Genomic DNA, 23240 nt, shown 5'->3' on the forward strand with positions numbered 1-23240 from the left:
CGTGAATCTATCCTCCATGATTCCAGAACTGCTGTCGGCGCTGCCTCTGACGCTCGGCATCATGTTTGTGGCGATGATTGTCGGGTTCTTTCTGGCGCTCATCGCGACGTTTTTCCGCGTGCGCCGTATTCCCGTGATCAGCCAGCTGGCCGATCTCTACGTTTCCTATGCGCGCAGCGTGCCCGTGGTGCTGCAGCTGTTTGTCGCCTTTTACGGTATGCCACTGATTACCAATAACTTTGGCTTCAGCGACTTCTTCACGGCCAACGTGGCGGCGATGATTGGTCTGAGCCTGTATCACGGCGGTTATCTGTCTGAAGTGATGCGCCCGGCGTACCTGGCGGTTGAGCGGGGTCAGCACGATGCCACCGACAGCCTGGGCTACAGCTTCCGCCAGAAAATGCTGCGTGTCATCGGCCCACAGGCGGTGCACTTTGCGCTACCGGGTTACGGCAATGCCATTATCTATCTGATTCATAACGTGGCGCTGGTGATGTATATCGGGGCGGCCGATGTGATGGCGACCGCGCACCTGATCATGGAACGCGATTATAACCAGTATCAGTTCGGCACCTATCTGGTGCTGGCCGTGCTCTATTCACTGCTGTGCGGTGTGGCGTGGCTGGTTATCCGCTTCTTTGAACAACGTCATGCGAAGTACAGCTCTAAGTCTGCGCCACGCGTGAAGTTCACCACCAGCGTCTGAGTGAGGAAGAAAAACCATGTTTGATGCTGAGGTTTTGCTGCCAGACTTCTGGAGCATTCTGGATGCTGTGCCGGTGACGCTGTTGATGGCGGTAACGGTGTTTATCTGTTCGACACTGTTGGGCGGGCTGTTTGCGTTTATTGAGCATCGCCGCATTCCGGTGCTGCGGCAGCTGGTGATCACCTACAAAATCGCCTTTAAAGGCGTGCCGATGGTGGTGGTGATTTTCCTCGCCTATTACGGCCTGCCACCGGCGCTGCACTTTGTTGCCACGCTGATTGGCGTTGAGGTTAATGCCCATTCACTGCCGAACTGGGTGATCATCATTGTCGCGCTGAGCGCCTGTGTCGCAGCATTCCAGGCTGAAGTGTGGAAAGGGGCGCTGAATTCGTTCGACAGCGGTCAATCGGATGCCGCCCTGTCACTCGGCTACAGCGGGGGTCAGCTGTTTCGTCGGGTCATGTTCCCGCAGATTATCGTGGCGGCGATCCCCGATCTGGCGAATGCCTTTATGGTGATCATGAAAGCCCTGTCACTGGCGTTTGCCATTGAAGTGGTGGATATCTTTGCCCAGGCACAATTAACGGCGGCACTGAACTTCTACTATCTCGAAGCCTTCCTGATTGCGGTGGTGTTCTACATGGTGATTGCTTATATGGTTACTAAGATTGCCGACAGGATTGAGGCTGCGCTGCGCGTGCGCACCTGAATGATCAGGGCATTGTCATGAATGGGCCGTTCCATGTGACTTTTGCTGATCAATTCAGGATCAGCTGAACGATCCCGTAGCGCTATAAGAATCCGGCAACGTTCTGTTGCCGGTTTTTTTATGCCGCTCAATCAGGCTCCTGAGTGACTCAGGAATAGTAGCCTGCGCGTTGTTACAGACGATGGACTTATTAAAGATGACCGATGACAAATTCAGGCTCATAAAAAACAGGGAAATTTACCGATCTGGCAATAAAACAGACTTTGTGAATTTCATGATGAATAGCCATTGCTGAGTCGGGATCACTACCCGCTGCTAACGTGATTTCAGGTCTCAGAATTGCCGAAACAAAGCGACCCGCGCCGCCTGGTAAAATTTCACCTGTCGCTATCGGTGAATCTTCATATTTCAGAACCGTGATCCCGGCATCTGACGCAAGATGCAGATACCAGAGCATGTGACAGGCAGAAAGAGAGGAGATCAGGAGGTCTTCTGGATTCATTTTAGTGGCATCGCCACCCAGTAACGGATCATTGGAGCAGTGGATAATGTCTTTGCCGGTTATAGCGATATCCCATGTCCTCGCATAGGCCTTATAGCCTGATGTGCCCGTACCCAGGTTACCGGTCCAGGATATACGCGATGTATAATGATGTTCCATGTTCCGCCTCTCTTTTTGATGATAAAAATGGACTCTCTGGATGAGGTGTTTCAGGAAAGCGATTCAGTTCATACCTGTAAGCCAGGTTTACTCAATGCATGACTGTATTGCTGACATCAGCGATAACGCAGCGCTGCAATGACTTCCGCCAGCGCCGGTGCCTGCTGATGTCGGCTGGCATAATAAAGATGATATCCCGGAAACTGCGGCCACCAGCGTTCAAGCACCGGAATAAGCTTACCCGATGTAATATGCGGCTGTGCCAGATCCAGCGGGATATAAGCAAATCCCAGACCGTCCAGGGCCGCCTGCATCATAAGATAGGTGTTGTTAAAAACGGTCTGACCCGTCACCCGCACCGTTATCGGTTTCCCTTCCTGTTCAAAATCCCAGGCGTAGAGCCCTCCGTGTGTCGGAAGCCTCAGGTTGATGCACTGATGTGCCGTTAAATCAGCGGGCACCGCAGGCAAGGGTCTTCCCTGCAGGTATTCCGGTGAAGCTACCACAGCCATGTAAAAGTCCGGGCCAATCCTCACGGCGATCATGTCTTTATCGACGATATCACCCAGCCGGACGCCGGCATCAAACTGCTGCGCCACAATATCCGTCAGCGAATAATCGACACTCAGTTCTATCTGGATGTCCGGAAAGCGTTTCAGTAAAGGCTGTAGCCGGGGCCAGAGGATGGAATCGATAGCGTGATCGTGCGCGGTGATGCGCACGGTTCCTGCCGGCTTCTCACTCAGGGCGCGCAGAGCCACCAGCTCGCTGTCGAGTGTGCTCAGCATCGGCTGCAGGGTGCTAAACAGGCGTACCCCAGCCTGTGTAAGCGACACGCTGCGCGTGGTGCGCGTCAGCAGTCTGACTCCCAGCCGTGCTTCCAGCGCCGTTATGGCATGACTCAGCCCGGAGCGTGACATGCCAAGCTGAGCGGCCGCTCGGGTAAAGTTTTTCTCCCGCGCCACGATCGTGAAAGCGCGAAGGTCGTTCAGATTTTCAGCTGTCATTGTTGCATACCATGCACATAAGCATTCAGATTTACCTGGCTTATCAACCAATCCAGCCAGGCCTACACTTAAAAAGTGCCGGGTGTGATGGCCGCACCCGGCTTTTCCCGTTCTGAAAAACGGAGCCTGCATGAAGAGACTTGCCGTTGCTGCAGTGTTCCTGGCACTGTCTGTTTCAGTCACCTACGCAAAGGAGATCACCCCGATGATTACGATTATGCAAAGCGGAGCAAAACCCTCCGTCAAAGGTTCGTCAGACTATTTCACCGGAACGGTTCGTATCGATTCACCCTTTCAGGGCACTGAGCCTGCGCGTATCGGCGGGGCTACCGTGACGTTCGAGCCTTCTGCCCGCACGGCCTGGCATACGCATCCGCTGGGTCAGACGCTGATCGTGACGGCTGGCGCTGGCCTGGTGCAGGAGTGGGGTGGTCCGGTGCGTGAAATCCGGCCCGGCGACGTGGTGTGGATACCGACCGGCGTTAAGCACTGGCATGGGGCAGCACCGGAAACGGCCATGACCCATATTGCCATCGCCGAAGCCCAGGACGGCAAGGTCGTTGACTGGATGGAGAAGGTCACAGATGAGCAGTATGCCTCAGCCGACAGGTCATGAATGTAACCTGATGAAACGGGGCCTCTGCTCCATTGTCATGCTGTGTGCCGCGCTGGCTTTGCCGTTCAGCGCTGCCACAGCTTCCCTTTCTGACTCACCGAAAAGGACCGATATGCTGCCTGAAACACAGGAACAGCCTCTTACCGCACAGCATAAAAACATGGCTGTTATTGCGGCCCGAGCCGCAGCGGGTAATCTGCCCGGGCTGAACAACGCTTTGCAGCAGGGACTGGATGCCGGGCTGAGCATCAGTGACTGCCGTGAAATTCTGGTTCAGCTTTATGCTTATGCCGGTTTTCCCCGTAGCCTGAACGCGCTGGGCGAGCTGATGAAGGTCATCGATTCACGCAGAGCACAGGGCATTCAGGACGACGAAGGCCGGCTGCCCGGTCCGTTGCCAAAGCCAGAGGAGATGCTGGCAGTGGGCACTAAAAACCAGACCGCGCTGGTCGGGAAACCGGTCAGCGGGCCCCTGTTCGGCTTTGCTCCGGCTGCAGACGCGTATCTGAAGACGCATCTTTTCGGCGATATTTTCAGTCGCGACAATCTGGACTGGAAAAGCCGCGAGCTGGCTACCACAGGGATGCTGGCTGCCATGCCTGGTACCGAGCCGCAGCTGAAAGCACACCTGAATATAAGCATGAATGTGGGCGTGACGCAGTCTCAGCTTGCGGAGCTGGTGGCTTTCTTTATGGAGAATGACGAACGGGCCAGCGCTGACCGGCTGCAGGCAGCTCTCGACTCAGTTCTCGCCGGTTAAGCTATTCTTTGATACAGACATTTTGCAATACAGACGTTTTACGCCTGTCCGGATGCCCGGACGGAAAGGCATTACGATGTCTTGAGCGTGTACTGGCGGCGTTACGCAGGCAAAAAGATCGGCAGATTGTCAAAGATCCTACATACGTCGATTAATACATCGTATGGATAAAATTTCGTTTGCGAAGATGACTGACTTCTTCAATCAATACCTGAATAAGTAATCAGTGAGGCATGCAGTTGCTGCAGGCCTTCACCTCCGGGAATCGGCAACAATACCGGTTCCTGTTATGCTCTCTGAAAAGGTCCTGCCGACAGTGACAGCAAAAACCTGCAGCCGGATGTGACAATGAGGATCGGCAGGGCATCAGGTTGAGTGCAGAGAGGTGTTCAGCGCTGGTTCGAGGATCTCTCAATCAGGAATGTCAGCTAATGCGCTGACTCTGCTCACGGCGATACTTATGATAATCCTCATCGCACTCGGCTGAACAAAAAGCCGTCTCGGCCACGACAGCTTCATCTTTGCACCAGACGCATAAGCCGTTGGGACTGGTAAGTTTGCTCTTACGGGCTGCCAGCGAGGCGGCAAGATGCGCTTCTTCGCGTTCCTGAGCCAGATCAACATCATCCATAAATTTCCAGAGCCTCATTGAATTTCAAAGATCAAAACACAAACCGCTATGTACAGACAAAGCGTTTGTGTAAACGAATGCGTAATTATACAGCAAATCAGGCTAATACTTAATCACAGCGCTATATTTCCATAGTCTGACACTGACTTTCAGAATTATCAGGAAACAGTGTGCCTGAGCCCAACATTTCTTCCTTGCTCACTTTGGAGCAGATATTAATAGTTTCTGTTAAGCCGACTGGCCTGACTGAATTAATGTGTCAGAGATGACTGTCAAAGCTGTCAGCCATTTGTTTGCATGTTTATTGACTGATGCCGGATTATTAAATGCTGTGTAACTATGCAAATACTCTGAAACAGTCGCTTTAAAATCGTGTCAGAGCCAGCGTTATGCTTTATTAATTTCAGCGTCAGGTGGCGTTTGTCTCCATAACACCTTGCGCTGACCTGTTTTACACATTTCATGATTCGGCATCGAAACTACAGCTCTACTTTAAAAGTGTAAGAATTAATGCTTAGTGCATGATTTTCCCCTGATTTTAGCTACAGTTGATATCACTCTGATTACATCACAATGGTTTTACGATGCCGACATCTTTAACCTCCACGCTTTATGCACGCCTGCGGCTGCTGCTCTCCATCACTGCCGGACTGATATGCTATTTTTTGCTCTCTGATCAACCCGGGCAGATGCAGCGGTTACTGATAAGCTGGAATGTCTGGGCCTGGCTTTATCTTTGTATTCTCTGGTTTCGCATGCTGCGTACCGATGCGACAGGCATCAAACGCATTGCGCAACAGCAGGATCAGAGTGCTGCACTGGTACTGGGCATTGTGATCGTAGCCTGTATGGTCAGCATTGTGGCCATCCTGAGTGAACTGCCCACGCTAAAAGGCCTTACCGGCACCCCGCGACTGCTGCATCTGTTGCTGACGGCAATGACGCTGATTGCATCCTGGGCCATGCTACCCAGCGCATTTGCAATGCACTATGCCCACCAGCACTATCTTTACCGGGATAACAGCGTGAGTCCGCTGATCTTTCCGGATAAAACGAAAAATCCTGGCTACTGGGACTTTCTCTACTTTTCATTCACCATCGCGGTTGCCTCGCAGACGGCAGATGTCGCCACCGGAACAACAGAAATGCGTAAGCTGGCGTTATTGCAGTCTGTTATCTCATTTATTTTTAACCTGGCTATCTTGGGCCTATCGGTCAATGTCGGCGCTGGTTTGCTTAATTAGACTGTTTTCATCAATCGACAGTCGGGTAATGTTTATCCTGCTTGAGCTTCTGAAATAATCTGGTCACCTGTCGTGATTATAACAATGTGTAATAAGGTGTTAGCTGCCTCTTCACCAGACACCCGCTGCCGTGTAAGTTCGTGGGTGATTTACGCTATTGTCCCCCTAATCCGATAAGGAGAAATAGAGTGAAAACCACCGCCATGGTCACTACCAGCCTGTTAATGCTGATGAGCAGTGTTCACGCTGAAGGTCTGACGACACCAGCAGAGGGTAACAAGCTTACCGTCAGCTTTGGTCAGCCCACCATCAAACAGGTGCTGCACTACCGCAAAATGTATGACAAAAAGCCGTTTCCGGATGCGGAGATTTATTACTACGATAACGGCACCTATAAGATCATTTCTCAGGGGGAAAACCATTACGGCGTTTATGTCATGCAGGGCAGGTTTGAAGATGAAACCTTCACCGTTCGCTTTATCTCACTGCCTTCATCCGACTGGGGCAATAAAACGGCCTTTCACCAGTTAACCTTTATCAGAAATAAAAAGCAGAACGTTTTTATTCAGAACGCGATTGTGGATACCGGCGAGGCCATCGCGCAGCAAAATGGCACCTATACGCAGGAAAAAAACAGCGTAACCAATCCGGTTTCTACCCACTGGGAAAACAAATAAGTTTTGCTTAGCAGGTCTGACACGCTTCCAGCTTTGACCGGCTGCAGCCGGGCCGGTCACTGTTGTTCTCAAAAGATGAACAACCGCAGTGTAATGCCTTATCCTTTTCCTCTCAGCCAGATGTCCCTGATGCGCCATTCCGGTGGTGTTTAAGGGCAGGGAAGTACACTACCGGTAATTAGTCTGTGAGTCATATCGCCAGCTTTTTACTGATACTAAACTCCATTCTTTCTGAATTTTATCAGGTCCCGAGGCGTAAATATGGACAGAGCGTTGCCCCTGCTGGATGCGAAGGATGTTACTTTTTCAGTCGGGGATCGCCAGTTACTGCGACCCATCTCTCTGCAGCTAAATCAGGGCGATTATGTGTTACTGACCGGTCCATCCGGCAGCGGAAAAAGCACGCTTCTGAAAATTCTTGCTTCACTGATTACCGCAACTACAGGCCAAATCTTCTTCAGGAACAGTGACATCACCATGCTTAAAGCGGAGACCTATCGTCAGCAGGTGTCGTACTGTTTTCAGACGCCACAACTGTTTGGTCTGACGGTTTATGACAATCTTGCGCTGCCCTGGCAGATTCGCCGTCAGAAGCCGCAACGGGACAAACTCGTTGCTGCGCTGGAAAGCGTTAATCTTTCTCCTGACATGCTGGATAAACCGGTTGAACAACTTTCAGGCGGAGAAAAGCAGCGTGTCGGACTGCTCCGCAATCTGCAGTTTATGCCTGACGTACTGTTACTGGATGAAGTGACCAGCGCCCTTGATGAAGAGAACAGGCTGGCCGTACTTTCACTGATTAACCGGATTGCAGCTGAAGAAAAGGTGGCGGTGGTGCGGATCAGTCATGATGTCAGCGATATTCAGAAGGCCGGGTATGTGCTGCGCCTTGAGCCGCCAGAAAAGGAGAATGCGCGTGAATCAGCATAATATCAGTGACACCTCGCTGTTGCTGTCGCTGACGCTGGTCGTCATAGCGCTGCTTATCAGCCAGAAAGAAAAACTGGGCATGGGCAAAGATATTGTCTGGAGTGTTTGTCGGGCCATCGTTCAGCTGGTCATCGTCGGCTTTGTGCTGAAGTCGATTTTCGATGTCAATAACAGCTGGCTGACGGTCCTGATGGTGCTGTTTATCTGCGTGAATGCTGCGATCAACGCCCGCAAACGCGGTCGGAATATTGATAACGCCTTTGCGATAGCCTTTACCTCAATCTTCAGCGGCACCGTCATCACACTGACGATTCTGGTACTGAGCGGCGCGATAGCGTTTGTGCCCATGCAGGTCATTCCCATTTCAGGCATGATCGCAGGGAATGCTATGGTTGCGGTAGGGCTCTGTTTCAGCAACCTGAATCAGCGCATCAGCGACAACTACCAGAAAATTATGGAGATGCTGAGCCTGGGTGCATCGGTGAAGCTTGCCTCAGGCCGGATTATTGCTGACAGCATTCGCACCGCGATGATCCCGACAGTGGATGCAGCTAAAACCGTCGGGCTGGTCAGTCTGCCTGGTATGATGTCCGGACTGATTTTCGCCGGAATCGATCCGCTAAAGGCAATTAAGTATCAGATTATGGTGACCTTTATGCTGATAGGCACCGCCAGCCTGTCAACTATCATCGCAGTCTGGTTATCCTATCGACGGTTTTATAATGCCAGGGCGCAGCTGAAGATATCGGGGGCAAAGCCGGACTGATAGTGCTGATGGCTGTGGTAAAAATTACGGCCAATGAAAAAATATTTTTTTAAAATCAGCATTAATATGCAGGCTTGCGGATGAGATCAGGCCTGAGTGAAATATTGGGTGACTTCGTTTGCCATAATGAGATTGCTTTCATAACGGACATGGATTGTCCCTGAATGCCGAACTGATAACGCAGAGTCAGTTAATGGAATTAGTTACATCATACTAAGCGTTAATGGTCTGGAGTGTTCCATAAATCATACTCTGCAGTTATTTAGCCTGGCAGTATGTCAGATTTCCTGAAACAGGGTTTAGCAGCTGCTGAAGTTACTACTACATTGAAATTATCGGGCCCGAATTCTCAGTCCCCGATATTTTAAGGCGGTGAACAGGGCCGGAGTACACCTCAGTCTTTCAGGAAGGCGTTAATAATGGTCATGCCTGCCGCATTGCTACGTTTGGTAACGCGAAGCATTCCACCACCAAAATAATTCCCCGCAGGTTCACACACTTTTATGCGTCTTTGCAGATCTGGATCGTTAACATTTACGCCAGAACAGCTGTTACGACTGCCGCCCGAAAACTCGCTATATGCCGTATAGGTACTAGTGGTACCGGGAAGTAGCCAGACTACAGTGGTGAGCAGCAAGTAACTTAAAAAGATAACCATCAGAATGGCCCCTGCGAAAAGTTTGATGTTATTCATCATGCCAGTGACAGCCTCGCCCTTACCCCATTTTTTTATTATCAGAAAAACGGACAATCCAAGAGGCATGGCAGCGCACCATAGTGCGTTGAGTAAGGGTTGTGCCAGAAAGGTAGTGCGTTCGATTTCATTGAGCCACACAAAAAAAGTAAATATGCAGCCCAACGCACTGGTGATTATCAGCGCTAAACGAGGTGTCGAAAAGGAATTGATCATAAACTCTCTCCATGAGTCAGTTTTAAGTAATATGAGTCAAGCGATTAATTCCGCGACCGGCACGTAGCCTGAACCTGCAGGTAGTACGGTGAGTCATAGATCAGGCGAAAATATTTTGCGGCTAAAGATTATCACGCAGCTCTTCCGATAGACAAATAGCATGAACTTTATTTATGTTTTAAATTGTTCCACAACATGAGGAGAGCGAAATGATTGTCAGAACATGGCACGGATGCGTACCGCTCAGGCATGCAGAAGGCTTTGCGACTCACCTGCAAAAGACCGGTGTAGAGCATTCAGAAGGAACACCAGGCAATCTGGGAGCCTGTGTGCGCAGGGAAACGCAGGGTGAATGGGAGCATTTTTTTCTTGCTACATACTGGGAAGACTTAGAGGCAATCAAAGCCTTTGCAGGCGAACAGTATCAGATTGCCGTGACATATCCGGATGATGAGCAGTTTGAACTGTTATCCGATCCCTACGTTTTCCAGCACCACGTGCAGAAAGTAACACCTTTGTAGTAATTTCACAGCTGCCGCCCGGCGGCTTGTGTCTGATTCAGAACATTTCCTCAAAGGACTTATTGGCCTGATTTAGTAATATCAGACACCTTCGCCCCGGGCTAAGAACATCCCTCAGAATTGACAATACTTAGCCTTTTTATTCAGAAGATTGCCCGATGTTATTCTGCGTTAACGTAACCTCCTCACTTCTGGAGGGAATCATGAATAACTGCAAAACCGTCATTTCTCTGTTTATAGCCCTGACGCTTTTTTGGGTTGGCACAGCTGAAGCTAAAACATCGAAGCAAACCGATGATCAGATTCGCCAGCTCATTATCGAGGACTCAATCGCCTCATACCCGGGTGTTTGTGCATGCCCCTTTAACTCTGCACGTAACGGCAGTAGCTGTGGCAGGCGCAGCGCATGGAGTAAGCAGGGCGGGTATGCACCAATTTGTTATAAAAAAGAAGTCTCAAAGGAGAGGGTTGATGAGTGGCGTAATAGTCACGACGCTTAGGCCATCGAACCAAAAAATCTCAGGGAAGGAAGTAGCGTCATGGTCAGCTCAGAACATGACTGAATAGCCGGTTATGTTTTAAGTCTGTTGCTGTTATTTTTTAACGAGTCACTATAAAAACGAATATTGCCGGGCAGTGTGGTTCCCTATACACCGGATAATCTCTGATGAATTGTGTCTCGGTAACGGAGAAATCCCTTTATCTATTGTTTTAAAAAGAACTGGCAGACAAAAAAATAACCCTATCCAATTGCCGGACAACACCTTGTCCGGCAATCCGCTATTTTACATCAGCATTAAAGCTCAGCTTAATTCTGCGCCGGCTGGGCCTGCTGATTTTTTTCCGCCTCTTTCTGTTTTTTCTTCGCCATATGATGACCGACTGCGCAACCTGCTGCGGCACCGGCAACACCATGATGATGAGCAACATGACCTGCCATACCGCCGACTGCGGCGCCTTTAAGACATCCTTCGGCGTTAGCCTGTAAATTCACTGACAAAAACAGACCGGTAGCCATAACAATAACTGATAATTTTTTCATCTTTTTTATATCCTGATAGTCAGAGTTGCAGGTTGAACTCCGCTCAGCATAGCCAGGCATCAGGGTGTTTCACTCGGCAGGATACAGGAATCACGAAGTTAGTTACCTGTCGTTACGCTTTTCACAAAATAAATGAAATGGGTGCTGTATTTTTAATCAGGAGCACGGCATCCCGTCGGTCACCCGAAAAGACGGGCGCGGAGTGCTCTGCGGAAAAACTCGCTTTATCTGCCTGAAACGTGAAAGGGTGCCGCTATGATGATATGCCTCAGATGCCAGACATCGGGGTGACCGCTATTCACTGCCGGGCAAGGGTTATATGCTGAATATTAAACGACAGGTAAACAACTTTGCAGATTTATTATTTAAACAATTTTCGTTTAATTTTCGAGTATATTCTGACGACTGCCTTTCTCTTAATAAATTCTTAATCTTGTTAGGTTATAAATAACAGGCTAAGTTCAGTAAAAATAAAACAAATAAAACTTGATCCCAAATGAGAAAAGTTGTTTATATGTGACTGTCCGAAGAGGCAGCCAAAAGCACCTGTTTATTCCATGTTCTTACGTCGATATATAAACAAAACCTAAATGAATAATTTTGATGAAATATCTTTAGTTCTGTTGAGCCTGGCGTTAACTTTCAGCGTTATACTGGCCTGGCTAGCTCACTGACAGGCTGGCAGAGCGTGAGCGACTGGTCCAGAATTAAATCTGATTTTCCGGTCTGCTCGCCATAAATAGTTTAACCACAACATTCCTTCGTTTATTTATTTGAATAGTTTTCTGTTCGGGAAAACGTTTGTTAATGCTTTCCTTTCTTCAACCAGCGTGAATGGCACTATCATGAAAAATATCCTTATTACTGGTTCAACAGGGTTTTTAGGCGGGGCTGTCGTAGCAAATCTTTTGCTGAGCAGAGTTCAGGATCGACTGCTGCTGCTGGTCAGAGGCGAGACCGTTGACGAAGGGTTAAACAGGCTTAAAGCCAACCTGAAGAACTTTGGCTTAAATGAGTCAGTAATCAATACGATAGCACCTGAAAATATTATTCTGGGTGACCTGGCATTTACAGACGATTTTATTCATGACGCCCGACTTAATGACGTTACCCATGTCATTAATTGCGCCGCTGTCGCCTCATTTGGTAATAATCCCACTATCTGGAAAGTGAACGTTGAGGGCACGTTCCGGTTTGCCGAACGAATGAGCCGTGTTGAAGGATTGAAGAAATTCATCCACGTTGGAACCGCTATGTCCTGTGCGCCGGAACCCGGCTCACTGGTCACTGAGGGCGGCCTCAACTCCAGCCGGGATCAGCATGTCGTTGAATACACCTGGAGTAAGGCTTCAATTGAAAAGCTGATGACAGAGAAGTTGCCACGCCTGCCACTGGTGATTGCCCGTCCATCGATTGTGGTAGGTCATTCCGATCAGGGATGCCTGCCTTCAGCCAGCATTTTCTGGGTATTCAGAATGGCACTGGCGTTGGGTAAATTCACCTGCGACCTCGACGATCGTATTGATGTGGTTCCGGTTGATTACTGCGCGGATGCACTGGTTCTGCTGCTTGACGCAGAAAACGTCATTAATGAAGTCATTCACATCTCTGCCGGGACACACAGCAGTGTTACGTTTGCGGAAATTGATGAGGCGATGGCCAGAGCATCAGGAAACAAGGCGCTGGGTGTGGACTACCAGAAGGTGTCCTATAAACAGCTGTCAGATAGCAGAAGAACGTTTAAGGATCTGTTTGGACCCTGCAATGAACGCATCATGCTGCGCGCAATGAACCTGTATGGCCACTTCTCAAACCTGAATGTGGTGTTTGATAACTCCAAACTGCTACAGCTTGGCATGAATAAGCCTTCCAGATTTACCGATTACCTGGACCGCTGTGTGCTGACAACACGTGATTCAACGATTGCCGAATTGATGCAGGTTGACTTTAAGTAGTTGAAAACGAATTGGAAGAGTGTGGTTTGAGGAAAAAAGCGCTTCCAGCCGGAAGCGCTTGTGTTGATTAAAACGTCATGGTCAGACCGGCATAATAAGCACGTCCTGGCTCGTTATAGGTCGATGCCCCATCTGCTTCCCGGTAGAGCTGCTTATCCAGCAGGTTATTAATACCGACATTGGCACGCAGATTTTTGGAAATGTCGTAATTGAAATTAACCCCGAATACCGAGTAAGCCCCGACTTCACGATTCGACATTGAGCCATTTTCTGTGCGGGATTCCGCATACTGGCGTGGTTTCTGGCGGCCATACATTGTCCAGTTCAGGTTAGCAGAGAAATCCTGCGTCACCTGCCAGTCAAGCATGGAGTTGATGGTGTATTCCGGGATAATCGACAGCGGATTGCCGGTCTTTTTATCCTTTGACTGGATCATGTAAGTGGCATTAGTCCGCCACTCAAGTTCGTCACTGACCAGCGGTATCGTAACGTTACCCTCCAGACCTTCAACAACTGCTTTGCCGCCGTTGCTCCACTGCAGAATATTGTTGCCATTAGAGGCGTAACCCAACACATCGGTCCCGGCGACGATCTTGTTCTTGTAGTCATTGCGGAACCAGGTAAGACCCGCAATATAGCCATCCTGACTGAACTCGATACCCAGCTCTTTATTGACGCTGACTTCAGGATCAAGATTTTGATTACCCAGCAGATAACAGCTGCCGCTCGTCACGTTGACCGGGCAGCCATTGCCTCGTGTAGCCAGTAAATAGCCTTCGCTGGATTGATAAAGGTTAGGGGCTTTGAATGCACGGGCGATACCCGCTTTCAGAGTAAAACTTTCTCCCAGCGCCTGAGAAATATTCAGTGACGGACTCCAGTTCGCGCCGAAAGTATCGTGATAATCAAAGCGCAAACCCGGTATCACCTCAGTGCTGTCGGTCGCGGCGATGTTATCTTCGAAATAGAGCGAACTCAGCGTCGCGCTGTTTTTGCTATTGCGGCTGCCCGCATCACCGCTGATGCCATCAATCGAAATGCCCGGCGCACTGGTGCCGTTCATGGAGTTGGGATCGTTCAGCTCATCACGGTTCCACTCAGCGCCCAGCGTAACGGTCTGTTCACGCAGCAATTCCAGCGGGAAGCTGACTTCACCTCCCGCCCGGTAACTTTCAAAGCGACTGGTCGAAAACGTATTGCTGTTGATTCGGCCTTCACCCGCGCCCGCGGTGCCTTCGTTCAGACGGGTATTGTTCGTCTTCTCATAGTTAAAGGTCAGTTTTGACTGCCCCCAGTCCCAGATACCGTTGTGGGCCAGGCCCCAGGTTTGACGATAAAGACGATTAGTTTCCGACCCGTCGAGAGATTCGATAAGCTTATTACCGGCACCGTTGCTGTATTGAGTATCCCCGGCGTAAATATTGCCCTGACGACTGTAGCCATAGCTGAAATCCAGCACCTGCAATGGCGTAATCTTCCAGGACAACACGCTGTTAATGTCTTTATTACGAACGCCTTCACGGCCGGCCGCGCCGGAGCCGTTATGCGACTGATTGATATCGAAAGCATCGCTGTCGGTTTTATTGATGTTGCCATAAAGCCGCATAGTCAGCGCATCACCCGCCAGCGGGCCACTCAGGTTAAAGTTGGCGCGTCGGGTTGCCCCTTCTTTATCATCTTCCGGCTGGTTGGTGTAGAGCGACAGCGATCCGCTCCAGTCATTTGTCGGACGTTTGGTAATGATGTTAACCACACCGCCAGCCGCGCCTGAACCGTAACGGGCTGCCGCTGGTCCACGAATAACTTCAATCCGTTCAACCATTTCTGGCGGTACCCAGTTGGAGTCGCCACGGGAATCACGCTCGCCACGCCAGCTGTAACGCACTGAATTGCGCGAGGTCGTTGGCACACCGTCGATCAGAATCAACGTGTTTTCCGGCCCCATGCCGCGAATATCGATTTGACGATTGTTACCGCGTACACCATTGGCGCTGTTACCGGTGAGATTGACGCCTGGCATTTTACGGATGATGTCGGAGAGGTCGTTGACCGGCGGATTCTTTTCAATGTCCTGTGAGGTAATGACTGAAACGCCGGGCTGCTGTTTTAACTCCTGTTCAGCCGTGACCAGCATCGTTTCATCATCAGCCAGCTTTTCAGTCTCTTCCTGAGTAGCGCCGTTAGCAGAAGTACTCAACAAACCAGCCAGCAGCAGTGCGGCAGGGCGCTTATGGACACGCATGGTTACATTCACTTAGAAAATCTCCCTGAATCGTTAAGGTATGTAATCAAATGCGTATGATAATGATAATAGTTATCATTGTATATCTCGGTAAGGCATCTTTACATCCCCTGACAGTGGGCTGCTCATGCATCAGCCTGACCACTCAGATGAGCAAAACAGGTCGCAAAAACACTTCTTTGTCATCACCCGAAAAGTCTCTCAGAATGGCTCAGAATACGTCATTGTGACTCCAGACTTATTAGGTCTGGAGTCATAGCTTAGGGGTGGGTAGAATGGCGGCTCTGAAACGGGTAACAGGTAATAATGTGATAACAGATTCGACAATAACTGCAGCGCGCTCAGCACATGTTGGTCGTCATGTCCTTATCTGGCTGGAGCAGGTTAAAGCAGCTTCGCTGAGCGAACTGGATAATTTTGGCGATGAAGGCACGGTAGAGCAGGTGATGAAGGTCTGGGTAAAACTGTCACTGTTGATCAGCCGGCGGCGTCCTGAAATCGCCGTTTCGTCTCTGCTGAAACATGTTCTGCCCAACATCGGATCGCAGCCGCTCAAAACGCTGAATCGTCTGCGCCTCAACCGGCTTTACAACATTCTGATTGCCGACGGTAAAAAGGAGGAGGCGCGTCGGGTGTTCGCGCTGACCAAACAATTCCTCGCATGGGCCGAGATGCAGGGCTATCTCGATCACTCGCCTATTGCCTCGATGAAAAAACGGGATGTCGCAGGTCGTGCTACGCCACCGCGCAGCCGGCAACTGACCGATGCGGAAATCTGGGTTTTCTGGCACGGTCTGGATAACTGGGCATTATCGGAGCAGGCGCGCTGGGCGCTGCGTTTATGTCTGGTCAGCGCCCGACGGCCGGATGAGATTGTGCAGGCGCAGAAAGGGGAATTCGATCTGCAGTTAGGATTGTGGATGCAGGGCACCCGCAATAAATCACAGCGCGAGCATGTGCTGCCGATTTCACCGCTGATGCGGCAGTGCATCGAAGCGTTACTTAATGCCGCCGATCCGGACTCGCCATGGCTGGTGTCCGCGCCACGCGATCCCCAACAGCCGCTGTCAAAAGGCGCGCTGAATCAGGCTCTGCGGCGGATGATCCGCGCTCCGCGTGGGCTGGGACTGGAGCCATTTACCCCACGCGATCTGCGCCGCACCGCCCGATCAAAACTTTCTGCCCTCGACACGCCTAATGATGTCGCCCGCAAAATCATGAACCATGCGCTGGAAGGGATCGATCGGGTCTATGATACCCATGACTATCTGAGCCAGATGCGCAGCGCCATGAATACCTTTTCGGATGCGGTTAAGCAGATTATTGAATGCGAAAGCTATCATCTGCTGCGACATCGCTATGATGGCGAGACCCTCATTTTAAGCAATCTCTCCATCATGGCGATGTCACGCTGACGTTGCTGTTTTCACGATCAGAAGTGGTAGCGCAGCCAGGCAAAATAGACGTTACCGTTATTATGCGTACCCGGTATGTAGGTCATCTGGAAATCGAGATCGCCATAGCCGATTGAGGCCAGCGGCAGCAATGCTGGCACCGGTATATAGTCCCAGTTATGCCGCGCGGTAACGCCTGCCGTGTAACCTGCACCCCAGTGAAAATTCTGGTCAGCCAGCGGACGCCATGTCGCTACCCAGCCATAACCCCCAAAAGGCTCCCATTTATTGAAGGAGTCCTTGAACGCCATTAAATAGATGCCGTTCCAGTTACCTTTTTCATCGTAGCGGGAGGTCCCCCCGCCTGCGCCCCAGGGCCTTTCATTATATTTATTGATGTGTTCCCGATCGTATGTGGCACGGTTATGCCACGTAATCGCGGGCAGATAAAAGTCGATTCCCTCTGGCTGCTGCCATGTTGTGGCAACCTTATCACTTAAGCTTTCCCAGCCTGCGCTGACATTCTGGACCAGCGTGGCGGAGTGAGCTGTAAAAGCAGTGAAAACGGTGGTTGTCATCATCAGCGCTTTAAGAGTTAAAGTTTTGCGCATGTGCGAATACCTGCAAAGTCTGGTGTTAAATAAGGAAATAAAAGCATCAAGGCGGGTATTGTCGCACAAAGAGTGGCAACTTCAGGTCAATGAGCGGCTGAAGCAGGATTTTATAATTAATAAAAGCGAGACGGCATTCCTGCTGCTCTCATCGTTCGCTTATCCATCGGCTATTTTAACAACCGCTTCTTATTAGCAGGCTTTAAAAAACCTGAACGTGCAGACCCTATCCTGAAAAAACTCGCATTATTTGTTAACAAAATCTTGCAATGATAATCGCAATGCGTATATTTCTCATTTGCTTTGAAAGTTCATCACACCCGCGCACAGGCGCTCATGGAAAGGGTTTCTGGTTCCTCAAACCCTAAGCAGGGCAGTGATGTCCGCAGGATGCAAGGTCGTGACAGTGGCAGCATAAAAACATAAAGATAATTGAGGAATTAATGAACGCTTTCGATCTTCAGAACCCCAGGGTTACGGGTACGTCTGCTCTGCAACGCCCACTCCAATTCTCCTTACTGGCCGTCATCGTCGCCTCGTCACTGGCACATAATGTCGCCCGCGCCGCAGAAACGTCCACACCGGCTGCCAGCAGCGATCAGACGCTAACGGTCAGCGCGTCAGCTGATGATGCAGTGACAACGTCACCCCATACGGATTACAGCGTTCCGGTGACTCGTGCCGGCACCAAAATGCTGGGCACCATACGTGATGTGCCGCAGTCCGTCAGCATCGTCAGTACTCAGCGTATGGCCGATCAGCAGCTCCAGTCACTGAATGATGTGCTGTCCAACACCACCGGCATTCATGGAATCAGTGGCGATATGGACCGCACCAACTACTATGCGCGCGGCTTTCTGATCGATAACTACATGGTCGACGGCATTCCTACCGCCTTTGCGGAGCGCTGGAATCTGGGCGATGCACAGACCGATATGGCGCTGTATGAGCGTGTTGAAGTGGTACGCGGGGCGACCGGGCTATTGACCGGGCCGGGCAATCCGTCTGCTGCCATCAACATGGTGCGCAAGCATGCGGACAGCAAAGAGTTCGGTGGCACCGTTTCCGCCAGCTACGGCAGCTGGGACAAGCAACGCTACGTGGCCGATCTTTCCGCGCCACTCAGTGAGTCCGGCAATGTTCGTGGCCGCATGGTCGCCGGCTGGCAGGACAATAACAGCTTCATTGAGCGTTATGGTGCTAAAAAACAGTTTATCTATGGCGTGGTTGACGCTGATCTCACCGACTCTGCCACGCTGTCGGTGGGTTATGAGTTCAGCCAGGTCAATACAGACTCCACGATGTGGGGCGGCGCACCGCGCTGGTACACCGACGGCACGCAGATTCATACCCGACGCGGCTACAACACGGCGCCGGACTGGGCCTACAACGATAAAGAGAACCGTAAAGTCTTTGTGAACCTGAAGCAAGACTTCGACAACGGCTGGAACCTTACGCTAAACGGCACGCACACCGATATGCGTCTGGACAGTAAGCAGATCTATCTTGATGGCTATTTCGATCGCAACACGGGCGCGGGCGTCTCTTCCTATGCCAACTATCCTGTGGTGGGCGGAACCGGTTATAACACCGGGAAGCGCAAAGTCGATGCCGTCGATGCCTTTGCCAGCGGCCCGTATGAACTGCTGGGCCGTCAGCATGAGCTGATGGTGGGCGTCAATTATACCCGCCAGGATAACAAGTACTTCAGCACCTTTGAGAATATTTCCTCTGAGTCGCTGGGCAACTACAACGATTTCAATGGCCAGTACCCGGAGTCAGACTGGACGCCACGTCTGCCCGCCAGCGATACCCAGCTGGTTCGCCAGAAGTCGACTTACATGGCGACCCGCCTGTCGCTTGCCGATCCGCTGCACCTGATCCTTGGCGCGCGTTACACCAACTGGAATCGTGAAACGCCAGGCGGGGAAGCGGAAGAAAATAACATCACCCCGTATGGCGGGCTGATTTATGACTTTGCTGAAAACTGGTCTGCTTATGCCAGCTATACCTCGGTCTTCCAGCCTCAGGATTATCGCGATGCCAGTGGCGCTTATCTGTCGCCGGTTATCGGGAAAAACTACGAAGCCGGGCTGAAATCTGACTGGATGGACAGTCGCCTGACTGCTTCTGTTTCTGTATTCCGCACCGAACTGGATAACGTCGGAGAAGCCACCACCCAGACCATTCAGGGTTCAGGCGATGTGGCCTACATTGGCCGTAAAGGCGTAGTGAGTCGTGGCGTCGAGTTTGAAGTCAATGGCGCATTGACCGACAACTGGCAGATGACGTTTGGCGGCACACGCTACATAGCGGAAAACCGGGATGGCAGTACCTTTAATCCACAGTTACCGCAGACCAGCTTTAATCTGTTCAGCAGCTATCGCCTGCCGATGCTGCAGCAGCTTACGCTGGGCGGCGGCGTGAACTGGCAGACACATATCTGGAACGACGTCGGTGGACCGGAAGGCAACGGCACATGGCGCGCCCGTCAGGGCAGCTATGCACTGGTTGATCTCTTTGCACGCTATCAGGTGAACAAAAATCTGTCGCTGCAGGGCAACCTCAATAACCTGTTCGACAAAGAGTATGACACCAACGTGGCCAGTTCTGTTGTTTACGGCCAGCCACGTAACTTCGCGGTAACCGCCAGCTACACCTTCTGATTTATCTGCGGGTAAGCCTGTGAAAAACGCCTCGGTTGAGGCGTTTTTTTATTATCCAGCCCGCTATCTCTCGCCGCTGTTTGCACAATTTTTCCAGAAAAAGATTTCTGAGCACAGTCAGGATTATCGTCCGACAGCAAAGTGCAATGTTGCCTGTGCCTTTCGATGATTTATATCAGCAACCCTTTATCTATATTCATATTAATGAAGCCTCTGCCGGCATTTTTACATCAGCTTAAGGCGTATTAAGTACTCGGGAACACGCAGGTTTCTGCGTTTCCATCTTGTCAACGCTCAGCCATTTTGAAAGATGGTTTCCATAATGGAAACAGTCAGGAGCCAATGGAGCGCATGTTATTTCACGCGTGCCGTTTGACGAGGCGGCCAGAAAACATCCCAATGCAGCGGCAGCACTGGATCTGCTTTACCGCCACCTCAGACAGGGCGATTTCTGTGGTCCTGACGATCTCAGGGGGCTTTATGCAAGCCTTGATCGTATGAAGTATCGCGCTAAATGGTGGGTCATTGACGTCAGCGACAACCCTTTGCGCGTGATATTTTTCGCGGATTTTGAGCGCAGCAAAATCTTCATCAAACATATCTGCACTCACGCTGAGTACGACAAGCTTGTTTAGAAATATCGGGAGGTAACCGAATGAATACTGAAGCTATCAGGCTGTCAAATCAGCTGGCAGAAGCAGTGCCACTGCTGGCCGGCAGCAACCAGCGACATGATTATGAAGAAGCACTGAAACTAGTTGAATACCTTATTGAACATGAGCCGGATAATCCGCTGGTAGATTTGCTTTGTGCCCGCATTGCTCATTATGAAGATAATGATCCTGCGATGGCCGACTTTAATAGCCGTCAGGGTGAAATCAGCACCGGGCCTGGCGTTTTGAGGGTACTGATCGAGCAGCACAACCTCAGCCTGAGTGACTTTGAAAATGAAATTGGCAAAAAGTCGCTGGTCAGCCGAATCCTCAGCGGCGAACGTCAGTTGACCGTGTCACACATACGAGCATTGTGTGCGCGGTTTGGCCTGTCACCATCGTCGTTTTTTTGATTTAAGGCGACTCTAAAGGCCGATCAAACGCCAAAAGTCATTTTGCTTTATCACTCCGATGGATAAAAAAACGCCTTAGCCGAGGCGTTTTTCATCACAACGCAGGCCCGCACTTCACGTAAAACGCAAAGCCAGATTAAACCCTTCACCTGACTCCACGACAATCGCCTCTGTCTGCTCCTGATACGCAATATCACCTGCCTGTAGTGCGTTTCTGACCTGCGCGAGATCGCCGGTCTCAAAACCCAGCGCAACCATCCGGGCGCTGCCATCATAGTCTTCTGGCAGCGGACCGAAACGACGTTGCGCATACTCTGCTGACGCAAATCGAACCGTGGCGGCACCGGCACGCAGGACAAAGGCGCCTTCAGGGCAGGCAAGCACTTTTGCGGCACCAAAGAGACGACTATAGACCTGAGCCGAGTGCGCCGGGTCCTGCGCCACAATGACAAATTCACTGATGTTCCGCACGCCATTGGGATGGCGTTGCCATGCAGGCTGCCATACCGCTTCAGGCGTCAGGTGCTGGCAAAAAAAGCTGCGGCCATTGGGTATCAGCGAAGGGCGCAGCCGCACGGTACGAAAGCGCGCTTCAGTGACCGTACCGTCGGGCAGATCGACCGGACGATGAAAAGAGGCGGGTGGATCGCCATCCAGATCCTGACGTTCCAGATGCTGAAACTCACTGTCGGCGTCACTGCTTTTCCACACCAGGCCACTCAATCCCAGCGGCGATTGCCAGAGATCGGCGCGCTGGCTACCTTTGCCGGGTTCATAACCGAGCAACTCAAGATAATTTTCGCCAAAGATGGCCAGATGATTACTCGAACCCAGCGAATGATGACCGCGCTCTGTGAGCTGAAAGCCAAGCCGCCGGAAGCGCGCGCTGGCGCTGTCGAGCTGGTCGGCCACGTTAATCACTGCGTGATCCAGAATCGGTTGCGGAACCGAAACAGACATCGCTGCACTCCTTTTTTTGGTCATTGCGCCGCCACAATCTGCAACGCGCGCGGGACCAGCTGCGTGAAGTATTCTACTGCCGGGCCGATCAGTGCTTCATCCGGATCGAAGGCGGCGTGATGGAGGCCAAATTCGCTGGCGCTGCCAATGCTGACAAACGCGCCGGGCACCTGTTGCAGATAGAAAGCAAAATCTTCTCCGCCCATCTGCGGCGACTCAGCATACTCCGCGAGATAACCGCTCTGCTGGGCGACGTCCAGTGCCACATCCACCCAGCCTGGCGTGTTAATCAGGGCAGGCGGCCCCTCGGTCCACTCCAGTTCAGCGGTCGCGCCAAATCCGGCGGCGATGCCCTGAATCAGCGAGCGGATGCGGTGGGGGATCTGCGTCCGGATCTCACCATTGTGGGTGCGCACGGTGCCCTCCAGCTCAACGCTTTGCGGCAACACGTTCCAGGTATTCCCGGCGGTAAAGCGCGTCACGCTCAGCACCACCGTCTCCAGCGAGCTGAACACCCGGCTTGGCAGCGTCTGTAAAGCGGTCACAATATGGCTGGCAATCACGATCGAATCGATGCCCTCCTGCGGTCGTGCCGCATGCGCGCCTTTACCTTCAACGCGGATCACAAAGCGATCGACGTTGGCATAAAACGCGCCCGCCCGACTACGCAGCGTACCGAGCGGCAGGTCGGGCGCATTGTGCAGGCCGAATATCGCCTGTACGCCTTCCAGCGCACCGGCATCAATCAGCTGACGAGCGCCATTAAACGTCTCTTCAGCGGGCTGAAACAGAATCCGCACCCGGCCTGGCAGCGTGGCTTCCTGCTGTTTAAGCTGCAGGGCGACGCCCAGCATTACCGCGCTGTGAACGTCGTGACCGCAGGCGTGCATGACGCCCGGCGCCTGCGATCGCCACGGGCGATCGGTGATTTCATCAATCGGCAACGCATCAATATCCGCGCGCAGGGCAATCAGTGATTCGCCGTGACCGATTTCTGCCACCACGCCAGTTTTCAGCCCCAGCGGCAACAGCCGGATACCCGCCTGTTCAAGCCAGCCGGCAATACGCTCAGTTGTGGCAAATTCATGGTTTGAAAGTTCCGGATGCTGATGCAGTTCGCGACGCCACTGCACCAGTTGTTCAGTTAAAGGCAATGTCATGTTTAT

General features: G+C 51.4%; 24 protein-coding genes. 15 read left to right on the forward strand and 9 right to left on the reverse strand.

The window, feature by feature from the left end:
- The first annotated feature begins 1 nt into the window (after position 1).
- Positions 2–706, forward strand: a complete 705-nt coding sequence (locus tag AC6I8E_RS19875; protein WP_497824890.1) for an amino acid ABC transporter permease — start codon at positions 2–4, stop codon at positions 704–706.
- A 16-nt stretch (positions 707–722) separates the two neighbouring features.
- Positions 723–1415, forward strand: a complete 693-nt coding sequence (locus AC6I8E_RS19880; RefSeq protein ID WP_147788818.1) for an amino acid ABC transporter permease — start codon at positions 723–725, stop codon at positions 1413–1415.
- 190 nt (positions 1416–1605) lie between these two features.
- Here AC6I8E_RS19880 and AC6I8E_RS19885 read toward each other — a convergent pair whose 3' ends face one another.
- Together AC6I8E_RS19885 and AC6I8E_RS19890 are read right to left on the reverse strand one after the other, a co-directional pair.
- Positions 1606–2076, reverse strand: a complete 471-nt coding sequence (locus AC6I8E_RS19885; protein WP_110332198.1) for an OsmC family protein — start codon at positions 2074–2076, stop codon at positions 1606–1608.
- Positions 2077–2192: 116 nt separating this feature from the next.
- The gene (locus tag AC6I8E_RS19890; protein ID WP_041456520.1) at positions 2193–3083 is read right to left on the reverse strand and encodes a LysR family transcriptional regulator; all 891 of its coding nucleotides are present in this window, start codon (positions 3081–3083) and stop codon (positions 2193–2195) included.
- Positions 3084–3213: 130 nt separating this feature from the next.
- Between AC6I8E_RS19890 and AC6I8E_RS19895 the strand changes: the two genes are divergently transcribed.
- Together AC6I8E_RS19895 and AC6I8E_RS19900 are read left to right on the forward strand one after the other, a co-directional pair.
- On the forward strand, positions 3214–3699 hold the full coding sequence (locus AC6I8E_RS19895; RefSeq protein WP_013196345.1) for a (R)-mandelonitrile lyase: 486 nt from the start codon (positions 3214–3216) through the stop codon (positions 3697–3699).
- Positions 3700–3859: 160 nt separating this feature from the next.
- A complete protein-coding gene (locus AC6I8E_RS19900) occupies positions 3860–4459 on the forward strand; it encodes a carboxymuconolactone decarboxylase family protein (RefSeq protein ID WP_261985061.1) in 600 nt (199 codons plus the stop codon).
- A 424-nt stretch (positions 4460–4883) separates the two neighbouring features.
- Here the strand turns inward: AC6I8E_RS19900 and AC6I8E_RS19905 are convergent, their stop codons facing one another.
- Positions 4884–5090, reverse strand: a complete 207-nt coding sequence (locus tag AC6I8E_RS19905; protein ID WP_033735188.1) for a TraR/DksA C4-type zinc finger protein — start codon at positions 5088–5090, stop codon at positions 4884–4886.
- 584 nt (positions 5091–5674) lie between these two features.
- Here AC6I8E_RS19905 and AC6I8E_RS19910 point away from each other — a divergent pair.
- The 4 genes from AC6I8E_RS19910 (at position 5675) to fetB (ending at position 8707) form a co-directional block, all read left to right on the forward strand.
- On the forward strand, positions 5675–6334 hold the full coding sequence (locus AC6I8E_RS19910) for a DUF1345 domain-containing protein (protein WP_107320304.1): 660 nt from the start codon (positions 5675–5677) through the stop codon (positions 6332–6334).
- A 203-nt stretch (positions 6335–6537) separates the two neighbouring features.
- Positions 6538–7011 carry a hypothetical protein gene (locus tag AC6I8E_RS19915; protein ID WP_187266196.1) on the forward strand — a complete coding sequence of 158 codons (474 nt, stop codon included), beginning with the start codon at positions 6538–6540 and terminating at the stop codon, positions 7009–7011.
- 261 nt (positions 7012–7272) lie between these two features.
- Positions 7273–7941, forward strand: a complete 669-nt coding sequence (fetA, locus tag AC6I8E_RS19920) for an iron efflux ABC transporter ATP-binding subunit FetA (protein ID WP_147788821.1) — start codon at positions 7273–7275, stop codon at positions 7939–7941.
- Positions 7928–8707 (forward strand): iron efflux ABC transporter permease subunit FetB, encoded by a 780-nt coding sequence (fetB, locus tag AC6I8E_RS19925; protein WP_147788822.1) that lies wholly within the window; start codon positions 7928–7930, stop codon positions 8705–8707. The genes fetA and fetB overlap by 14 nt, the downstream gene beginning before the upstream one ends.
- A 394-nt stretch (positions 8708–9101) precedes the next feature.
- Here fetB and AC6I8E_RS19930 read toward each other — a convergent pair whose 3' ends face one another.
- Positions 9102–9617, reverse strand: a complete 516-nt coding sequence (locus AC6I8E_RS19930) for a hypothetical protein (protein ID WP_261985062.1) — start codon at positions 9615–9617, stop codon at positions 9102–9104.
- A gap of 209 nt (positions 9618–9826) precedes the next feature.
- Here AC6I8E_RS19930 and AC6I8E_RS19935 point away from each other — a divergent pair, with 209 nt between their 5' ends.
- Together AC6I8E_RS19935 and AC6I8E_RS19940 are read left to right on the forward strand one after the other, a co-directional pair.
- Positions 9827–10138 (forward strand): antibiotic biosynthesis monooxygenase family protein, encoded by a 312-nt coding sequence (locus AC6I8E_RS19935; RefSeq protein WP_107320308.1) that lies wholly within the window; start codon positions 9827–9829, stop codon positions 10136–10138.
- A gap of 203 nt (positions 10139–10341) precedes the next feature.
- Positions 10342–10638, forward strand: coding sequence for a hypothetical protein (locus AC6I8E_RS19940; protein WP_095708098.1), 297 nt, complete (start codon positions 10342–10344; stop codon positions 10636–10638).
- A 308-nt stretch (positions 10639–10946) separates the two neighbouring features.
- On the opposite strand, the gene AC6I8E_RS19945 is transcribed toward AC6I8E_RS19940, so the two are convergent.
- Entirely contained in the window at positions 10947–11180 is a 234-nt protein-coding gene (locus AC6I8E_RS19945; protein WP_312216310.1) for a hypothetical protein, read from the reverse strand.
- A gap of 845 nt (positions 11181–12025) precedes the next feature.
- Between AC6I8E_RS19945 and AC6I8E_RS19950 the strand changes: the two genes are divergently transcribed.
- A complete protein-coding gene (locus AC6I8E_RS19950; RefSeq protein WP_312216116.1) occupies positions 12026–13135 on the forward strand; it encodes an SDR family oxidoreductase in 1110 nt (369 codons plus the stop codon).
- A 67-nt stretch (positions 13136–13202) separates the two neighbouring features.
- Here the strand turns inward: AC6I8E_RS19950 and AC6I8E_RS19955 are convergent, their stop codons facing one another.
- Positions 13203–15377 (reverse strand): TonB-dependent siderophore receptor, encoded by a 2175-nt coding sequence (locus AC6I8E_RS19955; RefSeq protein WP_497824891.1) that lies wholly within the window; start codon positions 15375–15377, stop codon positions 13203–13205.
- A 275-nt stretch (positions 15378–15652) separates the two neighbouring features.
- Between AC6I8E_RS19955 and AC6I8E_RS19960 the strand changes: the two genes are divergently transcribed.
- Complete coding sequence (locus AC6I8E_RS19960) at positions 15653–16792, forward strand: tyrosine-type recombinase/integrase (protein WP_497824892.1); 1140 nt, start codon at positions 15653–15655, stop codon at positions 16790–16792.
- A 17-nt stretch (positions 16793–16809) separates the two neighbouring features.
- On the opposite strand, the gene pagP is transcribed toward AC6I8E_RS19960, so the two are convergent.
- Positions 16810–17382, reverse strand: a complete 573-nt coding sequence (gene pagP / locus AC6I8E_RS19965; RefSeq protein WP_497824893.1) for a lipid IV(A) palmitoyltransferase PagP — start codon at positions 17380–17382, stop codon at positions 16810–16812.
- A 443-nt stretch (positions 17383–17825) separates the two neighbouring features.
- Here pagP and fhuE point away from each other — a divergent pair, with 443 nt between their 5' ends.
- From fhuE to AC6I8E_RS19980, 3 genes are all read left to right on the forward strand, one after another.
- Positions 17826–20048 carry a ferric-rhodotorulic acid/ferric-coprogen receptor FhuE gene (fhuE, locus tag AC6I8E_RS19970; RefSeq protein ID WP_497824894.1) on the forward strand — a complete coding sequence of 741 codons (2223 nt, stop codon included), beginning with the start codon at positions 17826–17828 and terminating at the stop codon, positions 20046–20048.
- A 356-nt stretch (positions 20049–20404) separates the two neighbouring features.
- Positions 20405–20683 (forward strand): type II toxin-antitoxin system HigB family toxin, encoded by a 279-nt coding sequence (locus AC6I8E_RS19975; protein ID WP_312216311.1) that lies wholly within the window; start codon positions 20405–20407, stop codon positions 20681–20683.
- A 20-nt stretch (positions 20684–20703) separates the two neighbouring features.
- Positions 20704–21114 (forward strand): helix-turn-helix domain-containing protein, encoded by a 411-nt coding sequence (locus AC6I8E_RS19980; protein ID WP_095707827.1) that lies wholly within the window; start codon positions 20704–20706, stop codon positions 21112–21114.
- Between the two features lie 114 nt (positions 21115–21228).
- On the opposite strand, the gene AC6I8E_RS19985 is transcribed toward AC6I8E_RS19980, so the two are convergent.
- Both AC6I8E_RS19985 and AC6I8E_RS19990 read right to left on the reverse strand, forming a co-directional pair.
- Complete coding sequence (locus tag AC6I8E_RS19985) at positions 21229–22074, reverse strand: VOC family protein (protein WP_315312737.1); 846 nt, start codon at positions 22072–22074, stop codon at positions 21229–21231.
- Between the two features lie 20 nt (positions 22075–22094).
- Entirely contained in the window at positions 22095–23234 is a 1140-nt protein-coding gene (locus tag AC6I8E_RS19990; protein ID WP_201251347.1) for an amidohydrolase, read from the reverse strand.
- Positions 23235–23240 lie beyond the last annotated feature (6 nt).

Source organism: Pantoea sp. X-Soil-YNGN-785, from assembly GCF_059730585.1.